The sequence below is a fragment of the Taibaiella koreensis genome, from assembly GCF_003545715.1.
Taxonomy (GTDB): Bacteria; Bacteroidota; Bacteroidia; order Chitinophagales; family Chitinophagaceae; genus Taibaiella; species Taibaiella koreensis.
The window spans coordinates 1,260,302-1,276,471 of the sequence record NZ_QVNU01000001.1 but is presented as its reverse complement, the minus strand read 5'-3'; the positions used below and the strand labels follow the sequence as shown (position 1 = coordinate 1,276,471).

General features: G+C 52.1%; 15 protein-coding genes. 7 read left to right on the top strand and 8 right to left on the bottom strand.

Going from position 1 to position 16,170, the window contains the following annotated elements:
- The first annotated feature begins 1 nt into the window (after window position 1).
- The gene (locus DZK30_RS05650) at window positions 2-292 is read left to right on the top strand and encodes a GNAT family N-acetyltransferase (protein ID WP_118973087.1); all 291 of its coding nucleotides are present in this window, start codon (window positions 2-4) and stop codon (window positions 290-292) included.
- 129 nt (window positions 293-421) lie between these two features.
- Entirely contained in the window at window positions 422-1,660 is a 1,239-nt protein-coding gene (locus tag DZK30_RS05645; protein ID WP_118973086.1) for a DEAD/DEAH box helicase, read from the top strand.
- Between the two features lie 144 nt (window positions 1,661-1,804).
- Here DZK30_RS05645 and DZK30_RS05640 read toward each other — a convergent pair whose 3' ends face one another.
- Window positions 1,805-2,761: a L,D-transpeptidase gene (locus tag DZK30_RS05640; RefSeq protein WP_118973085.1), complete on the bottom strand. Its 957-nt coding sequence runs from the start codon at window positions 2,759-2,761 to the stop codon at window positions 1,805-1,807.
- Window positions 2,762-3,067: 306 nt separating this feature from the next.
- Here DZK30_RS05640 and DZK30_RS05635 point away from each other — a divergent pair, with 306 nt between their 5' ends.
- Window positions 3,068-3,760 carry a ferritin-like domain-containing protein gene (locus DZK30_RS05635; RefSeq protein WP_240432863.1) on the top strand — a complete coding sequence of 231 codons (693 nt, stop codon included), beginning with the start codon at window positions 3,068-3,070 and terminating at the stop codon, window positions 3,758-3,760.
- Between the two features lie 10 nt (window positions 3,761-3,770).
- Window positions 3,771-4,589, top strand: coding sequence for a ferritin-like domain-containing protein (locus DZK30_RS05630; protein ID WP_118973083.1), 819 nt, complete (start codon window positions 3,771-3,773; stop codon window positions 4,587-4,589).
- 171 nt (window positions 4,590-4,760) lie between these two features.
- On the opposite strand, the gene tatA is transcribed toward DZK30_RS05630, so the two are convergent.
- From tatA to DZK30_RS05600, 6 genes are all read right to left on the bottom strand, one after another.
- Window positions 4,761-4,976, bottom strand: a complete 216-nt coding sequence (gene tatA, locus DZK30_RS05625; protein WP_240432862.1) for a twin-arginine translocase TatA/TatE family subunit — start codon at window positions 4,974-4,976, stop codon at window positions 4,761-4,763.
- Window positions 4,977-5,042: 66 nt separating this feature from the next.
- Window positions 5,043-5,324, bottom strand: a complete 282-nt coding sequence (locus tag DZK30_RS05620; RefSeq protein ID WP_118973082.1) for a hypothetical protein — start codon at window positions 5,322-5,324, stop codon at window positions 5,043-5,045.
- A 57-nt stretch (window positions 5,325-5,381) separates the two neighbouring features.
- A complete protein-coding gene (locus DZK30_RS05615) occupies window positions 5,382-6,590 on the bottom strand; it encodes a tetratricopeptide repeat protein (protein WP_118973081.1) in 1,209 nt (402 codons plus the stop codon).
- Window positions 6,591-6,725: 135 nt separating this feature from the next.
- Window positions 6,726-8,159 carry a serine hydrolase gene (locus DZK30_RS05610; RefSeq protein WP_118973080.1) on the bottom strand — a complete coding sequence of 478 codons (1,434 nt, stop codon included), beginning with the start codon at window positions 8,157-8,159 and terminating at the stop codon, window positions 6,726-6,728.
- Window positions 8,160-8,285: 126 nt separating this feature from the next.
- Window positions 8,286-9,050: a dienelactone hydrolase family protein gene (locus DZK30_RS05605; RefSeq protein WP_118973079.1), complete on the bottom strand. Its 765-nt coding sequence runs from the start codon at window positions 9,048-9,050 to the stop codon at window positions 8,286-8,288.
- A gap of 63 nt (window positions 9,051-9,113) precedes the next feature.
- Window positions 9,114-9,386 (bottom strand): hypothetical protein, encoded by a 273-nt coding sequence (locus DZK30_RS05600; protein ID WP_118973078.1) that lies wholly within the window; start codon window positions 9,384-9,386, stop codon window positions 9,114-9,116.
- A gap of 168 nt (window positions 9,387-9,554) precedes the next feature.
- Between DZK30_RS05600 and DZK30_RS05595 the strand changes: the two genes are divergently transcribed.
- Together DZK30_RS05595 and DZK30_RS05590 are read left to right on the top strand one after the other, a co-directional pair.
- Entirely contained in the window at window positions 9,555-10,592 is a 1,038-nt protein-coding gene (locus DZK30_RS05595) for an AraC family transcriptional regulator (RefSeq protein ID WP_118973077.1), read from the top strand.
- An 86-nt stretch (window positions 10,593-10,678) separates the two neighbouring features.
- The gene (locus DZK30_RS05590; protein ID WP_118973076.1) at window positions 10,679-11,440 is read left to right on the top strand and encodes a G protein-coupled receptor family protein; all 762 of its coding nucleotides are present in this window, start codon (window positions 10,679-10,681) and stop codon (window positions 11,438-11,440) included.
- 74 nt (window positions 11,441-11,514) lie between these two features.
- Here the strand turns inward: DZK30_RS05590 and DZK30_RS05585 are convergent, their stop codons facing one another.
- Window positions 11,515-13,506, bottom strand: coding sequence for an SPFH domain-containing protein (locus DZK30_RS05585; protein ID WP_240432861.1), 1,992 nt, complete (start codon window positions 13,504-13,506; stop codon window positions 11,515-11,517).
- A 427-nt stretch (window positions 13,507-13,933) separates the two neighbouring features.
- On the opposite strand from DZK30_RS05585, the gene DZK30_RS05580 reads away from it, so the two are divergent.
- Window positions 13,934-15,697: a T9SS type A sorting domain-containing protein gene (locus DZK30_RS05580; protein WP_118973075.1), complete on the top strand. Its 1,764-nt coding sequence runs from the start codon at window positions 13,934-13,936 to the stop codon at window positions 15,695-15,697.
- The last annotated feature ends 473 nt before the right edge of the window (window positions 15,698-16,170 follow it).

Here is a 16,170-nt window from a genome sequence, read left to right as displayed (position 1 = left end):
CATGTCAACAGAGATCAAAGACCTTCCGCTGAAGGATAATAAGCAAGCGCAACAATTTGAGCTGAACATCGACGGCAACATTGCCTTTATCGCTTACGAACCGCATCGCGGCGCCCTCGCCCTCACTCATACCGAGGTACCGATAGCGCTGGAAGGGAAGGGCTTTGGCTCGGTCCTGGTGCAGAAGACCCTGACCTATATCGAGGCAGCACAGCAGAAGATCATCCCGCTTTGTCCTTTTGTGCTCAGCTATATCAAGCGTCATCCCGAATGGGAGCGCATTGTACAATAAAAGCAAAGAGCTGCCGGTCAACGGCAGCTCTTTTTAGTATTGCCTGCGACCATACCAGGGATGTTTGTGCTTTCTACCCTGCATCTTGCCCCTATGTAGTACCTTTGCAGCTTAAGCGCAGCGCAACCCATGAAATTTGAACAGTACCATATTGCTCCCGAGATCAAACGCAGCCTGGAAGAGCTGGATTTCAAACGGCCCACCGACATCCAGTTCAAGGCAATCCCTTCTATATTGAAAGGCGACGACGTGCTGGCAATAGCCCAGACGGGTACGGGCAAGACCGCCGCGTTTGCCATTCCCCTGCTGCATTTGCTGCAGCAACGGTACGACATCAAAAAAAGAAAGGAAGTAAAATGCCTGGTGATGGTACCCACCCGCGAGTTGTCTGCTCAGATCGCGGAGGCCTTTATCCAGATCGGGAAATATACGCGCCTGGTCATTATGGGCCTGTATGGCGGCGTGGAGCAGGACGACCAGATACGCAAGTTGGAGAAAGGCGTGGATATCCTGGTCGCTACACCGGGACGTATGTTTGACCTGGTGAGCCAGGGCTATATCGACCTGAGCAGGGTAAGCACCCTGGTGCTCGACGAAGCGGATCATATGCTGGCCAAGGGCTTTCTAAAAGACATACAGGATGTGCTACGACACCTGCCCCGGAGACACCAGACGCTGTTTTTCTCCGCCACTATCGACAAAGGGATCAAGGATCTTGCCCATTCGGTGGTCCGGAACCCCATAAGAATACAGATATCACCCAAAGATCCCGTATCCAAAAACGTGAGCCATTCGGTGGCCTTCGTAGGTATGGACGATAAGCGCTTTTTCCTGGAGCGCCTGGTGCGCGAGTTACCCGACAATAAGATACTGGTATTTGTACGTACTAAGGTACGGGCCGAGAGGGTGCATAGCGCCATGAAGCGGGTAGGTATCGACAGCATTACCATGCATGGCGACAAAGAGCAGGAAGACCGGTTGCAGGTGATGGCCGATTTCAAAAAAGGTGTGGTCAAAATGCTGGTTGCTACCGATGTGAGCGCCCGCGGCATCGACATCCCGGATGTAGATTTTGTGGTGAATTATGACCTTCCCGATGTGCCGGAAAACTATGTGCACCGCGTAGGCCGTACCGGCCGTGGCGTGAAGAAAGGCCAGGCTGTTTCTTTCTGCGCACCGGAAGAGGAGCCGCTGCTGAAGGCCATAGAGGCGTGGATGGGCAAAGATATCCGTGTAATGACTATCGATAAAACAGACTATTCGGCAACGCTTAATTTTTCGGAAGACACGCCTAATGATAACTGGCAATTGCTGCTCCGGGAAGCAGAAGAAGCAGAACGGCTGGCCAAAAGGAAAAAGAAGAAATAACCTCTTGTCCCCTGGGACAGGCTCATGGCCCGGGATCGGTTGCTACGCCCGTCGAAGCAAGCTACGCCAGCCCCTTCAACGAGCCTAAAAAGCAAAAGAGGCCCCGGCACATACAGCCGGGGCCTCTTTCTGCAACTATTTCAATCAGCTGGCGGGCTTTGCCGCTGTATCGGGCTGCTGCCGCTGACTGATTATGCCTTCTCTTCTTTGCTGTTGCTCCAGGATACGCTGCAGATAAGGCTCGATCTCTTTTTCAATATCCGCGATACTGATCTCATTGGCCTTGGCGTTCTCAAGCATATTGCGCCAGGGCCTCCGGCTGCCAAAGGGGTAGGCGCCATAAACGATTACCGGCGTACCCTGGGCCAGCACTGTGCTGGTCCCTTGTACGATCCATTGCTCGGCCCAACTGTACATCCATTGCGCCTGCTCGGCAAGCATACGAAGACAGGAGTGCGAGGCCGGATAGCCCGGCATCGAATACTGGTGCCAGCCGACGCCTTCTTTATTTGCGATGTTAAAATTCCATTTCAGCTTCCATTCATCGTTGACCGTGCTGATGGTTTCTTTCGCTTTCCAATTGGCAAAATGCAAGCCTGTGGGCGTAGGATGTATTTTGCTGCCCATGCTGGTAGGTCCCCAATACACACGTTTACCTTTTTCATAAGCCGCGAAGGCTTGTATGGGATAGGAAAAGATCACGAACTTATTCACGTCTTTCAGCATTGGCACTTCGGCTGGGAAAGGGCTGTAGGCACCCATATCGGGCAATAAGGTATCGGGTACTATTAAAGTATCGGCACGGCCTATGGAGCCGTTGTCCAACCGGTTCAATGCCAGTATCAGCCAGCGTTGTTCTGCAGAATATGTTTTCCTGAAGGTTTTGACCGCGGTGTCCACGCCCTTTACCGGGTAGGCATGGTAGCGGATCGTCAATGCCGCCGGGACAGGCGCCTCCTCTTTGTGTCCGGGTTCTTTCTGTTTGACCGAATCTGCCGCTATAGTCTTTGCTTCCTCTTTATTCGGTTCGTTCGATCCACATCCGGTATTCAGTAACAGGCTGCATCCACCTGCAAGTAGCAGGCATCTAAGGGTTGTCATAGGATTATATTAAATTTCACAAATAGAAGGCCCGAAACATACCGGGCATTAACGGCAAAGGAACAACAAGATCTGTAATTAGTTCATTAGTGATAACATTACCAGTTCATTAAGCTTCGTCTCACCTGGTATGGAAAGCAGGGGTCCCGGCGCCATACCTTGCGCTCTCTTACTGGCCCGTCACCTCTAAGATAGCCATTTTTGCAGAATTATCCATGCGGCTGCTCCTGCTGTAAAACTCCCTCCGCTACCGCCCCGTATATACCGGTAAGCACCTCTTCATTTTCATCCTCAAAAACAATGCTTATGAAACAAGACACCTTACCGGCTTCAGCCGAAACGGCGCAGCCGCAGGGCTTTTCCCGGAGAAAATTCCTTTCCGTTGCTGGTCTGGGACTCGCCGGCGCGACCCTTACGGCCTCCTGCAAGAAAGACAATCCCGTCCTTGATGGCCAGGATGTTGACCTGGGCGGCGGCGATACGGGCATTCTCAATTATGCTTATGCGCTGGAGCAGATCGAAGCCGCGTTCTATTCCTCGGTAATGTACAATATGTATGTGGGCATGACCGCTGCCGAACAGCAAATGCTGAATGACATCAAGATGCATGAGATCGCGCACCGTGAGTTCCTGAAGAACGCCCTGGGCAGTAAGGCAATACCTGCCCTTACCATTCGCTTCGACGGGATCGACTTCTCCAGCCGGGATAGTGTGCTGGGCGCGGCAAAAGCCTTTGAAGATCTGGGCGTTGCCGCTTACAACGGTGCAGGAAAGCTGATCGAGGATGTGAACTACCTGTTGCTGGCAGGGAAGATCGTATCGGTGGAAGCCAGGCATGCCGCCTATATCCGCGATCTTATCAGCAACGGCTCTTTTGCCGACAATACCGTGATCGATAGTAATGGCATGGAAATGAGCAAGCCGCCGGCTGAAGTCTTGTCCATCGCCGGCAAATTTATCAAGGACCGCATCTCTGCAAACAATTTACCCACCGACTAAAACCAGCTACATGAACTTTTCCAATATCCTGAATGAAATCGAAAAGATAGATCCCGAAGTATATGAAAGAACGAGCGGCCGCCGGCACCTGCTGAAGAGCTTCGGCGCCAAAGTGGCGGTTGCAGCGCTACCTTTTGCCCTGGGTTCTCTTTTTAAAAAAGCATACGGGCAGACCTCCGGTGATATTCCCGGCGTGCTCAACTTTGCATTGACCCTGGAGTACCTGGAAGCAGAATTTTATGCTACAGCTATTGCCAGTAACGGTCTTATACCATCGGGTGCAGCATCGGGCGCTATCGCTACGATAGGCGGCCATGAAGCCGCGCACGTCAATTTCTTAAAAACGGCGATTACCGCCTCCGGCAATATGCCTGTAGGCAAACCCAATTTCGACTTTACGGCCGGTGGGTTATTCCCGGATGTGTTCAGTAACTATGCGACCTTCCTTGCTGTAGCACAGGCCTTCGAAGACACCGGCGTGAGGGCCTACAAGGGCCAGGCCGGCAACCTGAAGAGCAGCAATGATGTGCTCACTGCAGCATTGAACATCCATTCTGTGGAAGCCAGGCACGCGTCGCATATACGGCAGATGCGTAAGAACAATAACCAGGGCAATGTAAAGCCCTGGATCACCGGCAACCAGAGCGGCATTGGCAGCCCTGCGGTGCAACCGATCTACGACGGCGAGGAGAATACCACTCAGGCCGGCCTGCAGATCACCAATATCAACAGCAGCGGCGTTACCGCTGATGCCGCCAGCGAATGCTTTGACGAACCGCTGGAAAAGCAACAGGTAATGAGCATTGTAGGACCATTTATTGTGCCCTGATCAGCGGAGATTTTTACTATAACAGGCCCTGTAAACCTCATGCAGGGCCTATTCTTTTGGGCTGAATCTATCACAACCCGGGTACGGAAACGGGAATCTCCTTTCCGGCAGGCATTATCTGAATAAAAAAAGGCGCTGCCATCGCAGCGCCAAAAACTATTTTTACTCGTTTCAGGAATGATCCGGTTCCTTTTGAATACCAGATCCGCTTTCCTGCTTCATACCGTCTTTCGCGTCTTTGAAGTCGCGCATACCTTTACCCAGGCCACGCGCCAGCTCCGGTATTTTTTTGCCGCCAAATAGGATAATCACCACCAGCACGATGATGAGCCATTCGCTGCCTCCGGGCATAGATAGCAGCATGGTTGTATCGCTCAATATATTCATAATATCAAATTTTGGTCTGCAAAGGTATGTACGGAAATGCGTAATGAAAAGTTTTCTGTCCTATCCTTATTTTTCCCTGGCATTGCCGGGCTTGGCGGGAACCTGCTTATTGGGCTGGGCATTGGGATCGGCCGAGTTGGGATTTCTGCGGTCTTCGGCCCCGCGGTTCTGATATTCAGCGTTTTTGATGCTATTACGGTAGATCTGGTTGTTATAAGCGCCTGAATCCGGTCCCAGCAAGGGCGATGCCGGCTCATACTTAAGGTTCCGGGCAGTATCTTTTCCCGTTTGCGCCATCGAAGCAACGCTTATCCACATGAGTCCGAGCAACAGAACGATCCTTTTCATAGCCGTAAGATTGAAGATGAAATTCTGTTCTTATAACAACAATTTACCGCCTTGGGTTCAATGCGTGGGCGGTGCCGGGTAAATAAACAGCTGTTCACTGTCGAGCTGCTCGACTTTCCCTTCCTGCACACTTTGGCCTGCGTCGCCCGGGTTGTTGCCGCTACCCAGTGGCCAGCTGCCCCTGGTATCTTTGATCCGTATGCCGGCGATACCTGCGATCACAAGACCGAAATCGGTGCAGTTATTCTTGTTGAGATGGTATCGCCTGCGGCTGTAACGCATAACCATACGCAGGATACGGTTAAATTTCCGCTTGCTCACAAATTTGGCCATCAGCTCATCCCAATCGCGGCCGGCATCGTCTTTAAACACCGCCGTTGATCCGGGCATTAGTGGCGTCGCCGACAACAGGTAGTCTTTATCGGGATAAAAGCCGAATGTACGGGATACATAGCCGGAATCGGCATTGAACTTGGTCAGCGTAATGAACATATGCCCCACGGTATTGATGCCGGTAAAGGCCTTCCGTGTGCCGGCAACAGGTTGCTTAAAGTGCAGCAGGATGCCATAAGCGATCGCTTTTTTGCCATCATCAAAAGGCGCCGTGATCTCACTCAGCGTCATGGCGCCAGCGTGCCGGTCGCCATCGGCTATCATGATCGTATCCTTATCGACTACCAGGCGCCCATCGGCAGTAACATCGAGCAGGTCATCATATAGCTCAAAATCGCGGGTAGCATTGGTCCACAACGAATCCGGGGCTGGCCCGCCCGAGGAAGCGAAGGAAGTATCCTGCTGTCGTTCCTGTTGCTGCGCCGATTTGTGAAAATACTTGAGCGCCAATGGGTACTGCTTCATACGGGCAAAAGCGACGGCCATGCCGCGATACAGCTGCCCTGCCAGCTTATGGTTCCGTTGGCTGTTCTTTATTTTAAGGGAACGGATAAAGTTGGAAAGCGCTTTTCCCGAATTTCCCTTTGCGGCATAGCTGTCGCCTATGGTCGCCAGGGATAAGGAAGCGCCTTCTTCATCGCCTGAAGCCTGGGCCATAGCCAAAGCCTGTGTGGCATATTGCGCCGCCTGTTCGGTTTCTCCCTGCTGCAGTAACGTCGCGCTCACTTGATTCAGGTACCGTACATAGGCAACGGTATCGCTTGCCTGCGGTATGTTTCCGGCTGGCTGAGTAACGACCGTTTGCGCAGCGGCTATACCCGCATATTGCAGGATGATAAGGACAATGGTACCGGCTATCAGGGGAAATCGCATCTCAAAGGGAACGAACGGCAAAGGAACGAAAGAATTGCTTTCCAGCCCTTAATTAAATGTTACCTCCCTTTTTATCGCATAATAAAGCGACGCCGGGATTGGTGTGCCGGCGTCGCTTTATTATATGAGCTGATGCTATTTGATCTTCTTTGCATTCATGGCAGCGCCACCCTGGTAGAGCACTGCATGTGTTACTTTACCGGAATCATCTTTCACAAACTCCAGCTGGGCATCTATTACTTTCAGAAAAAATTTACGCTCCGATTCGGGATACACCTTCACTTTGCTCTGCCCGGTCGCCTGGGTGTACAGCTGATTACCTTCCTGCGTAACCACGAGGCTGAAGCCGGGCTCCAGCTCATATTCGCCGGTGTACTGATCCAGTACCTTTTCGTCAACGGCGATTTCTTTTCGTACAGCGGCCGGTGCAAGCGGCTTACCATACAGCAGGCTGCGGACCGATTTGCCGGGTATAGCGCCCTTGTCGATATTTTGAAGAATAATAACGGTTTTATTTCTGTCCAGTTCTCTTTCAATAAAAGTACAGTAACCGCCCCAGCCGCCGGTATGCAGAGCCAGCTTTCCCGCCTCAGGATGCTCCTGTATCATCCAGCCAAAGGCATAGTCCGTAGCCGTACCGTCTTTGAGCTTTCCGGGTGTAAACAACACGGCACGCTCTGCCGAGGGCAACAGCTTGTCGGTGTACAATGCCTGGTCCCAGAGTAGCAGGTCGCGGGCTGTGGTATTGACCGTACCATCGCCCGAAATACCATCCAGCCAATAGACCATATTCATTTCAGGGATGCTGTCGATCAGGACATATTTTTCCTGCTCCGGCTGATAGATAAAGTCATAAGCGTAATGCGCTATCTTTTGCGGACGGTAGCGCCGGTTATAGACCAGGGAATGCTCCATTTTCAGCGGCTTGAAAATATACTGCTGCAGGTAAGCCCCATAGCTCTTCCCCGATGCTTTCTCAATAATGGAGGCCAGTAAGGCGTAACCGGTATTGCTATATTCAAATTTGGCCCCCGGTGCAAACAGCACTGCAGGATGATGCTGCGCCAAAAGCTTTACCAGGTCAGCATTTGAGGCTATTTTGCTTTTATCCCAAAGCGAATCGAACAGCGCCATATAATCCGGAAGGCCGGAAGTATGGTGCACAAGGTTGCCGACAGTAATACCCTTATAGGCGCTCAGCTCCGGGAGAAATCGGGTGATATCATCATTGTACGAAAGCTTTTTCTGATGTTGCAGGAGGGCAATGGCAAAGGCCGTGAATTGCTTGGAGCAGGAAGCCAGCTCAAAAACCGAAGCATGGGTAAGCGGCTGCCTGGTGTCAAAATTCTCGTAGCCATAACTCTTCTCAAATACCGGCTTCCCGTTTTCCGCGATCAGTACATTGCCGTTAAAACGTTGATCTGCCTGTAAAGCGGTGAACAGGCTATCGATTTGGGGCAGCAGCGCTTTTTGCGCCCGCAGGTTAAGACTGCAAAGCGCCAGGACGGCCGACAAGAAGCTTATCTTGCCCCAACGGTACAGCACAACAGGGATTAGGTTCTTTTTCATTTGATCGTTATTATGCCACAAAGAAAAGTGGAACCTCCCTCCGTACCAATTCTTTTCGACCAACGAACCCAAAATGGCTACCAATGCAGCGATTTTGCTTTCCAATTACAGCGCCTTTCTGCCGGGTCAGAGTGTTTCCTTCAGGAATTGCAGCATCGCCTGCCAGGACCGTTGGTCGGCTTGCTTATTGTATGCCGCGCCTTTGCTATTGTCGTTGCCGGCGCCGGGATCGGTAAAGGCATGTACAGCGCCGGAATAATAAACCATTTGCCAATCGGCTTTAGCCTTGCGCAACTCATCCTGTAAATTCCGGATATCCTCTGCCGAGCTGTAGGGATCATCGGCGCCATGTAAGATGAGCACCTTTGCCCGGATAGGTTCTATCTTACGTGCAGGATCCCTGCCGTAAGCACCGTGGAAAGAGACGATGCCTTTTACCGGGAGGTTGACCCTCGCAGCTTCCAGTGCGCCTGCGCCACCAAAGCAGTAGCCGATCACCACCACTTCTGCAGCACCCGCCTGCCGCAGCTGTTCCAGGGCCAACCGGATGCGTTGCTGGTATTCGGCCACATGCTGCTTGTAATAGGCCGATTGCGTCCCCGCCTCTTTGGGGGTCTGGGGGTAATGTCCTTCGCCATAGATGTCGGCTACGAAAGCATAATAGCCCATACCTGCCAGCTGCTCCGCTACTGCCTTACTGTGCTGGTCGATGCCCATCCAGGCCGGCAGGATCAGGATCCCTGCTTTGACGGCTTGCGGCTTACCGGGCCGGGCCAGGAACCCGTTCAGCTGTTGCGTGCCGTCGCGATAGGCGACCGGCTGCAATTGCGCTTGTCCGCATAGAGCCGAAGCCATTAATATTGCCGAGAGCAGTAGTGCTTTAATCTTCATTTTGGTTTGATTTAGATGAAATAACAACACGGCCTGATTTTTGTTTCGGCCATATAATAACGGTTACTTTAAATGCCTGAGGCGGTAGTAATCGATCACTTTATCTTCGAAGGCAAACAGCCGCTTCAGCAAGTCGCCCAGCCCGGCATCTTGTCGCGCCCGTTCCTGTATCATTGCCCGGGCCTTATCGATAGCTTCGTGCGGATCAAAGTACTGAACCTGCGTTTCGTCCACATCACCGGCCTCGCGGTACCGTTCATATTGCGCCTGTGTAAAGGTATAACCCTTATAGCGGACAAAATCGTCGGGTCCCGGTGCTCTTTTTTCCTCCTTCATGTCGCATTGGTTTAGACAACAAAGCTAGTGCAAGACGGCATTTCAAAAAACCCGTATTTATCTGCGATGGCGGTCAAAGCCTTGTCTTTTCGGCCATTTAGTTCCGTTTTAACGGCAAAATGATTGGCGGTTGCCGCTCCTGCGCTATCTTTATGCGACCAATAACCGATGGAAGATTTCCGCAAACAGTTCGCCTTATCGTTACTGGCTTATACAGCCCAACGCGGTTTGTCGCCGCAGGCACTCTGCCAGAGGGCCGGGATAGCCTATCACGTATTGCCATTGCCCGGCACCCCCGCCCCGGACGACCGGCAGATGGAAGCGCTATGGCAGCAGGCCACGCTGGAAACCCACGATCCTTTTTTCGGACTTCATTTCGGAGAATCGATGCAGCTGGCGGCGCTGGGTGTAATGGGACAGATACTGCAAAGCAGCAGTACTGCAGGCGAGGCGCTGGGCCATGCCGGCGCGCTGCTTCACCTTGTTACCGGTATGTTCCAGATGCAGATCAATCATGAGGAGCAACAACTGGACCTGCATTTGCTATACGATCCGGTACAGTCGGCAGCCTATCCCCATACCTTCCGGCAGCTATCGGACTACCTGCTGGCATTTACCCTGCATGAGCTGAACGGGTTGACACTTCATCGCATAACACCTCTGGAAGTAACGCTTCCCTGTGAGACGGCAAGCATGCCCGAATACGTCAGGGCATTCCGCTGCCCGGTCAGGCGCAAAGAGCATATATTCCGTATCAGCCTGCCCGGCAGCGTAGGAGACGAGCCTGTGCTCACTGCCAACCGGGGCTTACAAAGATATCTGCTGCAGCAGGTCCAGCAACTTGCCCGCAACGTTGACGAGCGACCGCTCCTGCATACCCGTATTTACAATTATCTTCTGACCAATTCCTATTGCTATGCCCTCTCGCAGGAAACCGTAGCTGCCAATTTCCATATCAGTCCCCGCAACCTGCAACGTAAGTTGAAGGAAGAGGGCATAACCTATCTGCAGATCGTGGAGTCGGTACGCAAGACGCTTGCCACGCATTACCTGCAGCAAGAAGATTACCAGGTGAAGGATATTGCCAGCATCCTGGGCTATAACGAGCAAAGTGCTTTTGTGAGGGCTTTCCGGCGCTGGACGGGCCATACGCCTACGTCGTACCGCCAACAACTGCCGGCGCCTGCCATTGTAGCCGCCGGCTGATCACCGGAACACCAGCAGCCCTTCAGGCCTTCAACAGATTTCCTGGTTTTTGCTACATTTGGACCGGGTAAATGCCACCATCCCTGATGCCCCCGATCAGTATGCTTTTCGATTTTAAGGAGACTTATAAAAATTACAACAACACCGAGTTGCTGAAGATCCTGCTTCAGCCTGACCGTTATCAACCCGATGCGTTGAACGCCGCACAGGCCATATTGGCGGAGCGTACGGTGACAGAAGAAGAACAGGTTGCGGCCGCTGCCGCGCTGGATGGAACTCCCACCGCGCCATCGCCTTCGTTACCAGACGAACAGGGAGCAGACCTGCTGACGGACATTCTTGCACCTGAAACGCCGGGGCTGCAATTGTCCCGCTGGCAATGGACCCTGCTGCTCTGCATCGCATTACAATATGCCTGGTATCTTTATAATGACTTCTATTCTATTTACAGGCATCTTACGCAGGGCATATGGGTATGGCCTTATTCTTTGTTCGTCTACCTCGATCTGGCCACCAATGTGCTGACCCTGGCGCTATTCTATAGAAGACGGAAATGGGGATGGATCCTGTTGTTTGCTACCAGCCTGTTTGTAGTCGTCTCCGAAGTATTCCGGATATCCGACTTCTTGTCGTCCCTGTCGGCAATAGCCGGCACGACCATACTGGGGTATTTCTGGCGGCTCGCGCTGCACAGCGTGCTTTGCCTTACACTGTGGCGCGATGATGTTGCGATCTTGTTCCGCGTAAGCGACGAGGTCAAAAAAAAGACTGCCCTGCTCATACTCATTGCTACGCTGCTGCTCCTTGTCGCATCGAGCCAGGCCATAAAGAATATTACACCCTGGTAACCGCAAGGGTATGCGCGAAGAGGCCACCGGTACCAAAGCCGGCGGCCTCTTGCTTTATGCTTGCATTAATCGTATTAATTGGCTGCGCCGTTTTCGTCGTTGCCCTTCTGCGCAGGATCGGCGCCCATCATTTTCATCAGCTGCAGACCCAGCAGACCGCTCAGGCTTCCTTCGCCGCCGCTGTTGCCCGTGATCAGCATATCGGGGATCACTTTGATACCGCTTTTACCTATTTCCTCGGTCACTTTATAGCGGGTAAAGTTATCACCGCCCATTGCTTTTACTTGCAGCTCATAAGCCTCTGCGGTGCTTTTACCGATAGCCATGATCTTTTCCGCTTCGGCCAGGCCGGTACGGGATATCCGTTCGGCATCGGAAACGGCATTCAGCTTGGTGGCTTCAGCCTGCGCCCCGGCACGGGCTTTCGTAGCTTCCGCTTCGGCGATAGCGCGCATTTTTGTTGCCTGGGCTTCCGCTTCTACCTGCAGCTTGAGGCTGGTGGCATCACCTTCCGCTTTTTTTACCGTAGCATCTGCTGTGCGCTGGGATATCTCAACGCTTTGCTGCGCTTTTACGATTTCCTTTTGCATATCGGCAATGGCCGTTTCTTTTTCCATACCCTGCCGTTGCTCCTGGGCCATGCGCTGTGTCTGGTAGGTCTTTTGCTCTTCTTCTGCTATCTTACGGTCGGTAAGGGTCTTCATCAGGGCTTCGGGAGGCGTAATATCGCCGATAAGCGTATCTACGGCATTCACATTATACTCTTCCAGCACGGTACGAATATGCTCCCTGGCGCTTTCCTGGCGTTCCTTACGGGTGCTGAGGAAGCTGATCACATCGCTGTCCTGGGCCGAGTTACGAAAGTAGTTGCCTATTGTGGGCTCCAGCACCTGGCTTACCAGGTTGGTCATGCTACCGAAGCGGCCGATCACTTTGGGTGCTTCGTTGGCCGGGATATGGATGATCTGGGATACGTCGAGGTTAAAGGGGAAGCCATCTTTGGAGCGCACGGTAATTGTAGAAAGGTTCTTGTCCAGGGCATGCGCCTCGCTGCGGGCGTTGGCCCAGTTGAGCACCAGATTGGTGGTGGGTACCAGCTCCAGCTTCATGGTATATTTATTGAGTGGGTATTTGCCGGGGCCAAGCGGTTCCAGCCATACACCCCTATAGCCTTTGGCCACGATATTGCCATGCTTGAACGATTCCCCGGTCACATCCTGTCCATCGTCCCCGATATAAGAGATCACGACGCCTACATAGCCAATGGGCACATCTGTCATCAGGCTTTCTTCAATCTGCACCGCCCAGGGATTGATGTTGTAAGACCCCGCCAGAATAATGTGCGGCTGCAAGCCACGGTTACCACCTTGTAGCAGGAAGGCGTCGAAGTCCTGGAAATTATTGTGCCCTTCGATCCGGACACCAGCGATCTGGTCTTTGCTGATGGGGAGCCCATCCAATGTGGTTACCACTCCCACCCTGTTCTCATGGATGATCACCATATCGGCTATGGTCACCGTAAAAGCCATAGTATTGATACGGTAGGTACCGGCGGTAATATAAGCCGTCTGCCGGCCCTTCTGACCGCCATTGTTGAGGAACTTCTCGGCATCCTGGAAGTTGTCGCTATCGACCTTACGGGCCAGTATCGATCCGGTAGGAATTTCCTGCCCGTCGTTAGCCAGCACCAAACCTATCTTTCCTTCAGGTATAATGGTAAAAGGATGCATGTCGATGTGGTATTGCCATATCCACATACCCCAGTAAAGTCCCGGGGCCAGGGTACGGGCCTGGAAGCCTGGTTCGCCGTAGGTGGCGATAATCTTGCCATCGGGTAGCGCACGATGCGCACCAAAGAGCACAAATTTCTTGGTAACAAGCCCCAGGCGGTCTTCCGGTACGATGACCATTCCCAGCAGTACGCGCAAAATGACTTTGTGGAGCAACAAACAGAAAATAAAAAGGACAACAAGGGTTACGAGCAAGCGATGCTCATTCATGAACTGTATCATGGCATTTAGATGATCAAATGGCATAGTCCTGCCGCCGCCAAAAACGGGCAGCATGGCTTCAGCCGGGTTAACAATAAAAAAAGAAAAAAGATGTTCTTCCGCTATTACATGCGGAACTTAGCTGATGCATCGCCCCAATAGGAGCGGTGTACTAAGGCTGAGGAGGGGAAGTATTGAAACGGGACAAAATAAAGGCAGTCAGAAACGAGGGTACCGGTGATGTTTTCACGGCTTGAATAAATTTGACCCAAAGGTAGCGTGGAACAGCGTTTGAATGTATCAAAACGAACCATATTATTTATTTATGGCTTTCGTTAGATAGATAAATTTTCTTTATTATCAGCCTTTTCTTTCAGAAACGCAGGCTTTTCCCTGCTTCCATTAAAATAATAATTACTTATTTCGCATAATAATACCGGAACCGGGCGTAATCCTAATTTGCCCGTCAGAACCACCTTGGTAACTTTTAAACCGTTTAGTGATGACCAACAAACACGTACTCTTCAGCAGCATTGTTTTGTCCTGCCTGATGACCGGCGCGGCCTATGGCCAGAGCCTGGGATTGGACAGGCAGATAAGCATAGCCAACACCCAGCAGACCTGCAGCGCGACCGACATGGCTATTGCCTTTAATGGCTGGATATATAGCGCCTGCCGCTCGGGCGAAGCCATTATTGTCAACGTTTCGAAGGATCGTGGTCTCAGCTGGCAACCCTTTACCAACCTTTCGACGGCAGGTTTGACCTTTGATGCCCCTTCTATAATCGTGAGCGGCAACAACGAGCAGTCGCTCGGTGTGTTTGTCGCCGGAATTATCCGTGATAAAAGAGACCTCACGCAAACGCTTTTCGTACGTCGCTACAACGCCCTCACGGGCTCTTTTTCCGGCGAACCGCTACGTCGTACGATTAATGGAACCTTTTATGCCTGCGACCTGGCGACCAGCCCGGTACCGGTGGGCGAAGCCGGCGGCGAACCAAGCCTTTCCTTACTGTATGCCCAATCTGCAAGCGATAGCCGCCAGCTGCTGCAGCAAACGTCGACCGATGGTGGTAAAAGCTTTACGACCCCGCATATGATAACCAGCAGCAACGGCTATTTCCGTAATGTATCCATTAGCTACGGTCGCAGCGACAGGGCATCGGCAGGGCGTTATTTTATGGCCTGGGACGAATACCTGCAGCCCAAAGCAGCCTGGGGTAAGGTATATACGGCGCGCAATACTTCGGGTGTGACTTCGGGCACTACCGCACCTGTACAAATGGGCGCCTCCGACCCGCAAATGGCCGGGAAGCTACGTAACCCCGTGCTGGCCGTATCCACGACAGGCGACAATGATTCGGCCTCCTGCACTGCTGTACTGCTGGCAGAGTACGATCGGGACGGAGCCGCTGCGATTGTAACGTTCACTAACGAGCGCTCCCATTTTACGCCCTATTGGAAAGGCTCCGTAATGGCTGCCGGAGCAAAGCCCGCTATTGCCTTTGATGCTATGCATCAGCAATTTGCCATGAGCTACTATCAAAAAGATAACCGGGAATTGCGCTTACTGAAAGCCGGCTACAGGAATGCAGATGCCTGGAAGGTGATCAGCAGCAATTATGCCGATGTGGCCGTAGACAATGATCCTGCACCCAGCATAGCTATCGACCCCCAATACGGGCAGGCTGCATTTACCTGGAATGGCGGTACCGGAAATAATATCAGCTTTGATGCGGAATATAACCTCGCTCCGGCTTTCACTAGTATGCTGGAAGCCGGCCGCGACGGCCAGGCAAACCTGATCTCCTGGAATGCAGGTGCTGCTGAGGACAACGGATGGATCGGCATGGAACGCAGCATAGACGGCCGCCGCTTTCAACCGCTGGCACAGGTGCAGCAGAAAGGGAGTCCCGCCCTCAATGAATACAGGGATCTCTCACCCGCACCCGGTATGAACTATTACCGGTTAAAGCTGGGACAGGAAAAATATTCGGCCATAGTATCGGTATATGCAGACCAACAGGCGCAGTCGCAGCTTAAGGTTTTCCCGAACCCGGCGACCAACCGGCTGACCGTATCAGCACCCCTGGCGGGCGGTACACTGACTATAATTGACATTAGTGGCAGAACCTGCCTGACGGCGGAAGCGGCCAATGCACAAACCACAATCGACCTGCAGCAGTTACCTGCCGGCAGCTATATTGTCAAATACCATGGCGAAGCCGGTGACCGGTTTGAGAAGATCAGCAAGATCGACCGTTAAGGAATATCACGATTGTGTAAAACGGAAGCTTCACTCCCTGTACAAGAAACAAAATTCCCCAGTCCCTGAGCATGTCAAAAAGGACCGGGGAATTTTGTTCCTAAAAAAACTGTAAGGGAATGTAAGCTGCATGTATATTGCATAGACGAGGAATTTGCCGGTCTTTTTCCACAACATTATTTTTTCACCAGATATCCACTTTGATTTCCATTTTTCGCCATTCCGGCCTTGACAAAAAAAGAAATGCCAGCCCAAGACTGGGCCGGCAAGAAATCCTATCACCATGAAAAAAGCAAAGCTAATAAACAATGTTTACATCTCCGCTTGATGGCTCCCAAATAAAGCAAAAAAAGTAATATTCCTACTACAACCAGCTGAGGATATAGCAGTTAGACAGTCTAAAAATAACGTTAAAAGAAGGAAAATCACCCGTAAAGGGGGAGGCTGGCCTATGTAAAAAAAGAAAGCCGACC

What these genes read in the sequence shown, in the direction of transcription:
- DZK30_RS05650 (WP_118973087.1), top strand. Translation starts at nt 2, where the DNA reads ATGTCAACAGAGATCAAAGACCTTCCGCTGAAGGATAATAAGCAAGCG.
- DZK30_RS05645 (WP_118973086.1), top strand. Translation starts at nt 422, where the DNA reads ATGAAATTTGAACAGTACCATATTGCTCCCGAGATCAAACGCAGCCTG.
- DZK30_RS05640 (WP_118973085.1), bottom strand. Translation starts at nt 2,761, where the DNA reads ATGACAACCCTTAGATGCCTGCTACTTGCAGGTGGATGCAGCCTGTTA.
- DZK30_RS05635 (WP_240432863.1), top strand. Translation starts at nt 3,068, where the DNA reads ATGAAACAAGACACCTTACCGGCTTCAGCCGAAACGGCGCAGCCGCAG.
- DZK30_RS05630 (WP_118973083.1), top strand. Translation starts at nt 3,771, where the DNA reads ATGAACTTTTCCAATATCCTGAATGAAATCGAAAAGATAGATCCCGAA.
- tatA (WP_240432862.1), bottom strand. Translation starts at nt 4,976, where the DNA reads ATGAATATATTGAGCGATACAACCATGCTGCTATCTATGCCCGGAGGC.
- DZK30_RS05620 (WP_118973082.1), bottom strand. Translation starts at nt 5,324, where the DNA reads ATGAAAAGGATCGTTCTGTTGCTCGGACTCATGTGGATAAGCGTTGCT.
- DZK30_RS05615 (WP_118973081.1), bottom strand. Translation starts at nt 6,590, where the DNA reads ATGCGATTTCCCCTGATAGCCGGTACCATTGTCCTTATCATCCTGCAA.
- DZK30_RS05610 (WP_118973080.1), bottom strand. Translation starts at nt 8,159, where the DNA reads ATGAAAAAGAACCTAATCCCTGTTGTGCTGTACCGTTGGGGCAAGATA.
- DZK30_RS05605 (WP_118973079.1), bottom strand. Translation starts at nt 9,050, where the DNA reads ATGAAGATTAAAGCACTACTGCTCTCGGCAATATTAATGGCTTCGGCT.
- DZK30_RS05600 (WP_118973078.1), bottom strand. Translation starts at nt 9,386, where the DNA reads ATGAAGGAGGAAAAAAGAGCACCGGGACCCGACGATTTTGTCCGCTAT.
- DZK30_RS05595 (WP_118973077.1), top strand. Translation starts at nt 9,555, where the DNA reads ATGGAAGATTTCCGCAAACAGTTCGCCTTATCGTTACTGGCTTATACA.
- DZK30_RS05590 (WP_118973076.1), top strand. Translation starts at nt 10,679, where the DNA reads ATGCCCCCGATCAGTATGCTTTTCGATTTTAAGGAGACTTATAAAAAT.
- DZK30_RS05585 (WP_240432861.1), bottom strand. Translation starts at nt 13,506, where the DNA reads ATGCTGCCCGTTTTTGGCGGCGGCAGGACTATGCCATTTGATCATCTA.
- DZK30_RS05580 (WP_118973075.1), top strand. Translation starts at nt 13,934, where the DNA reads ATGACCAACAAACACGTACTCTTCAGCAGCATTGTTTTGTCCTGCCTG.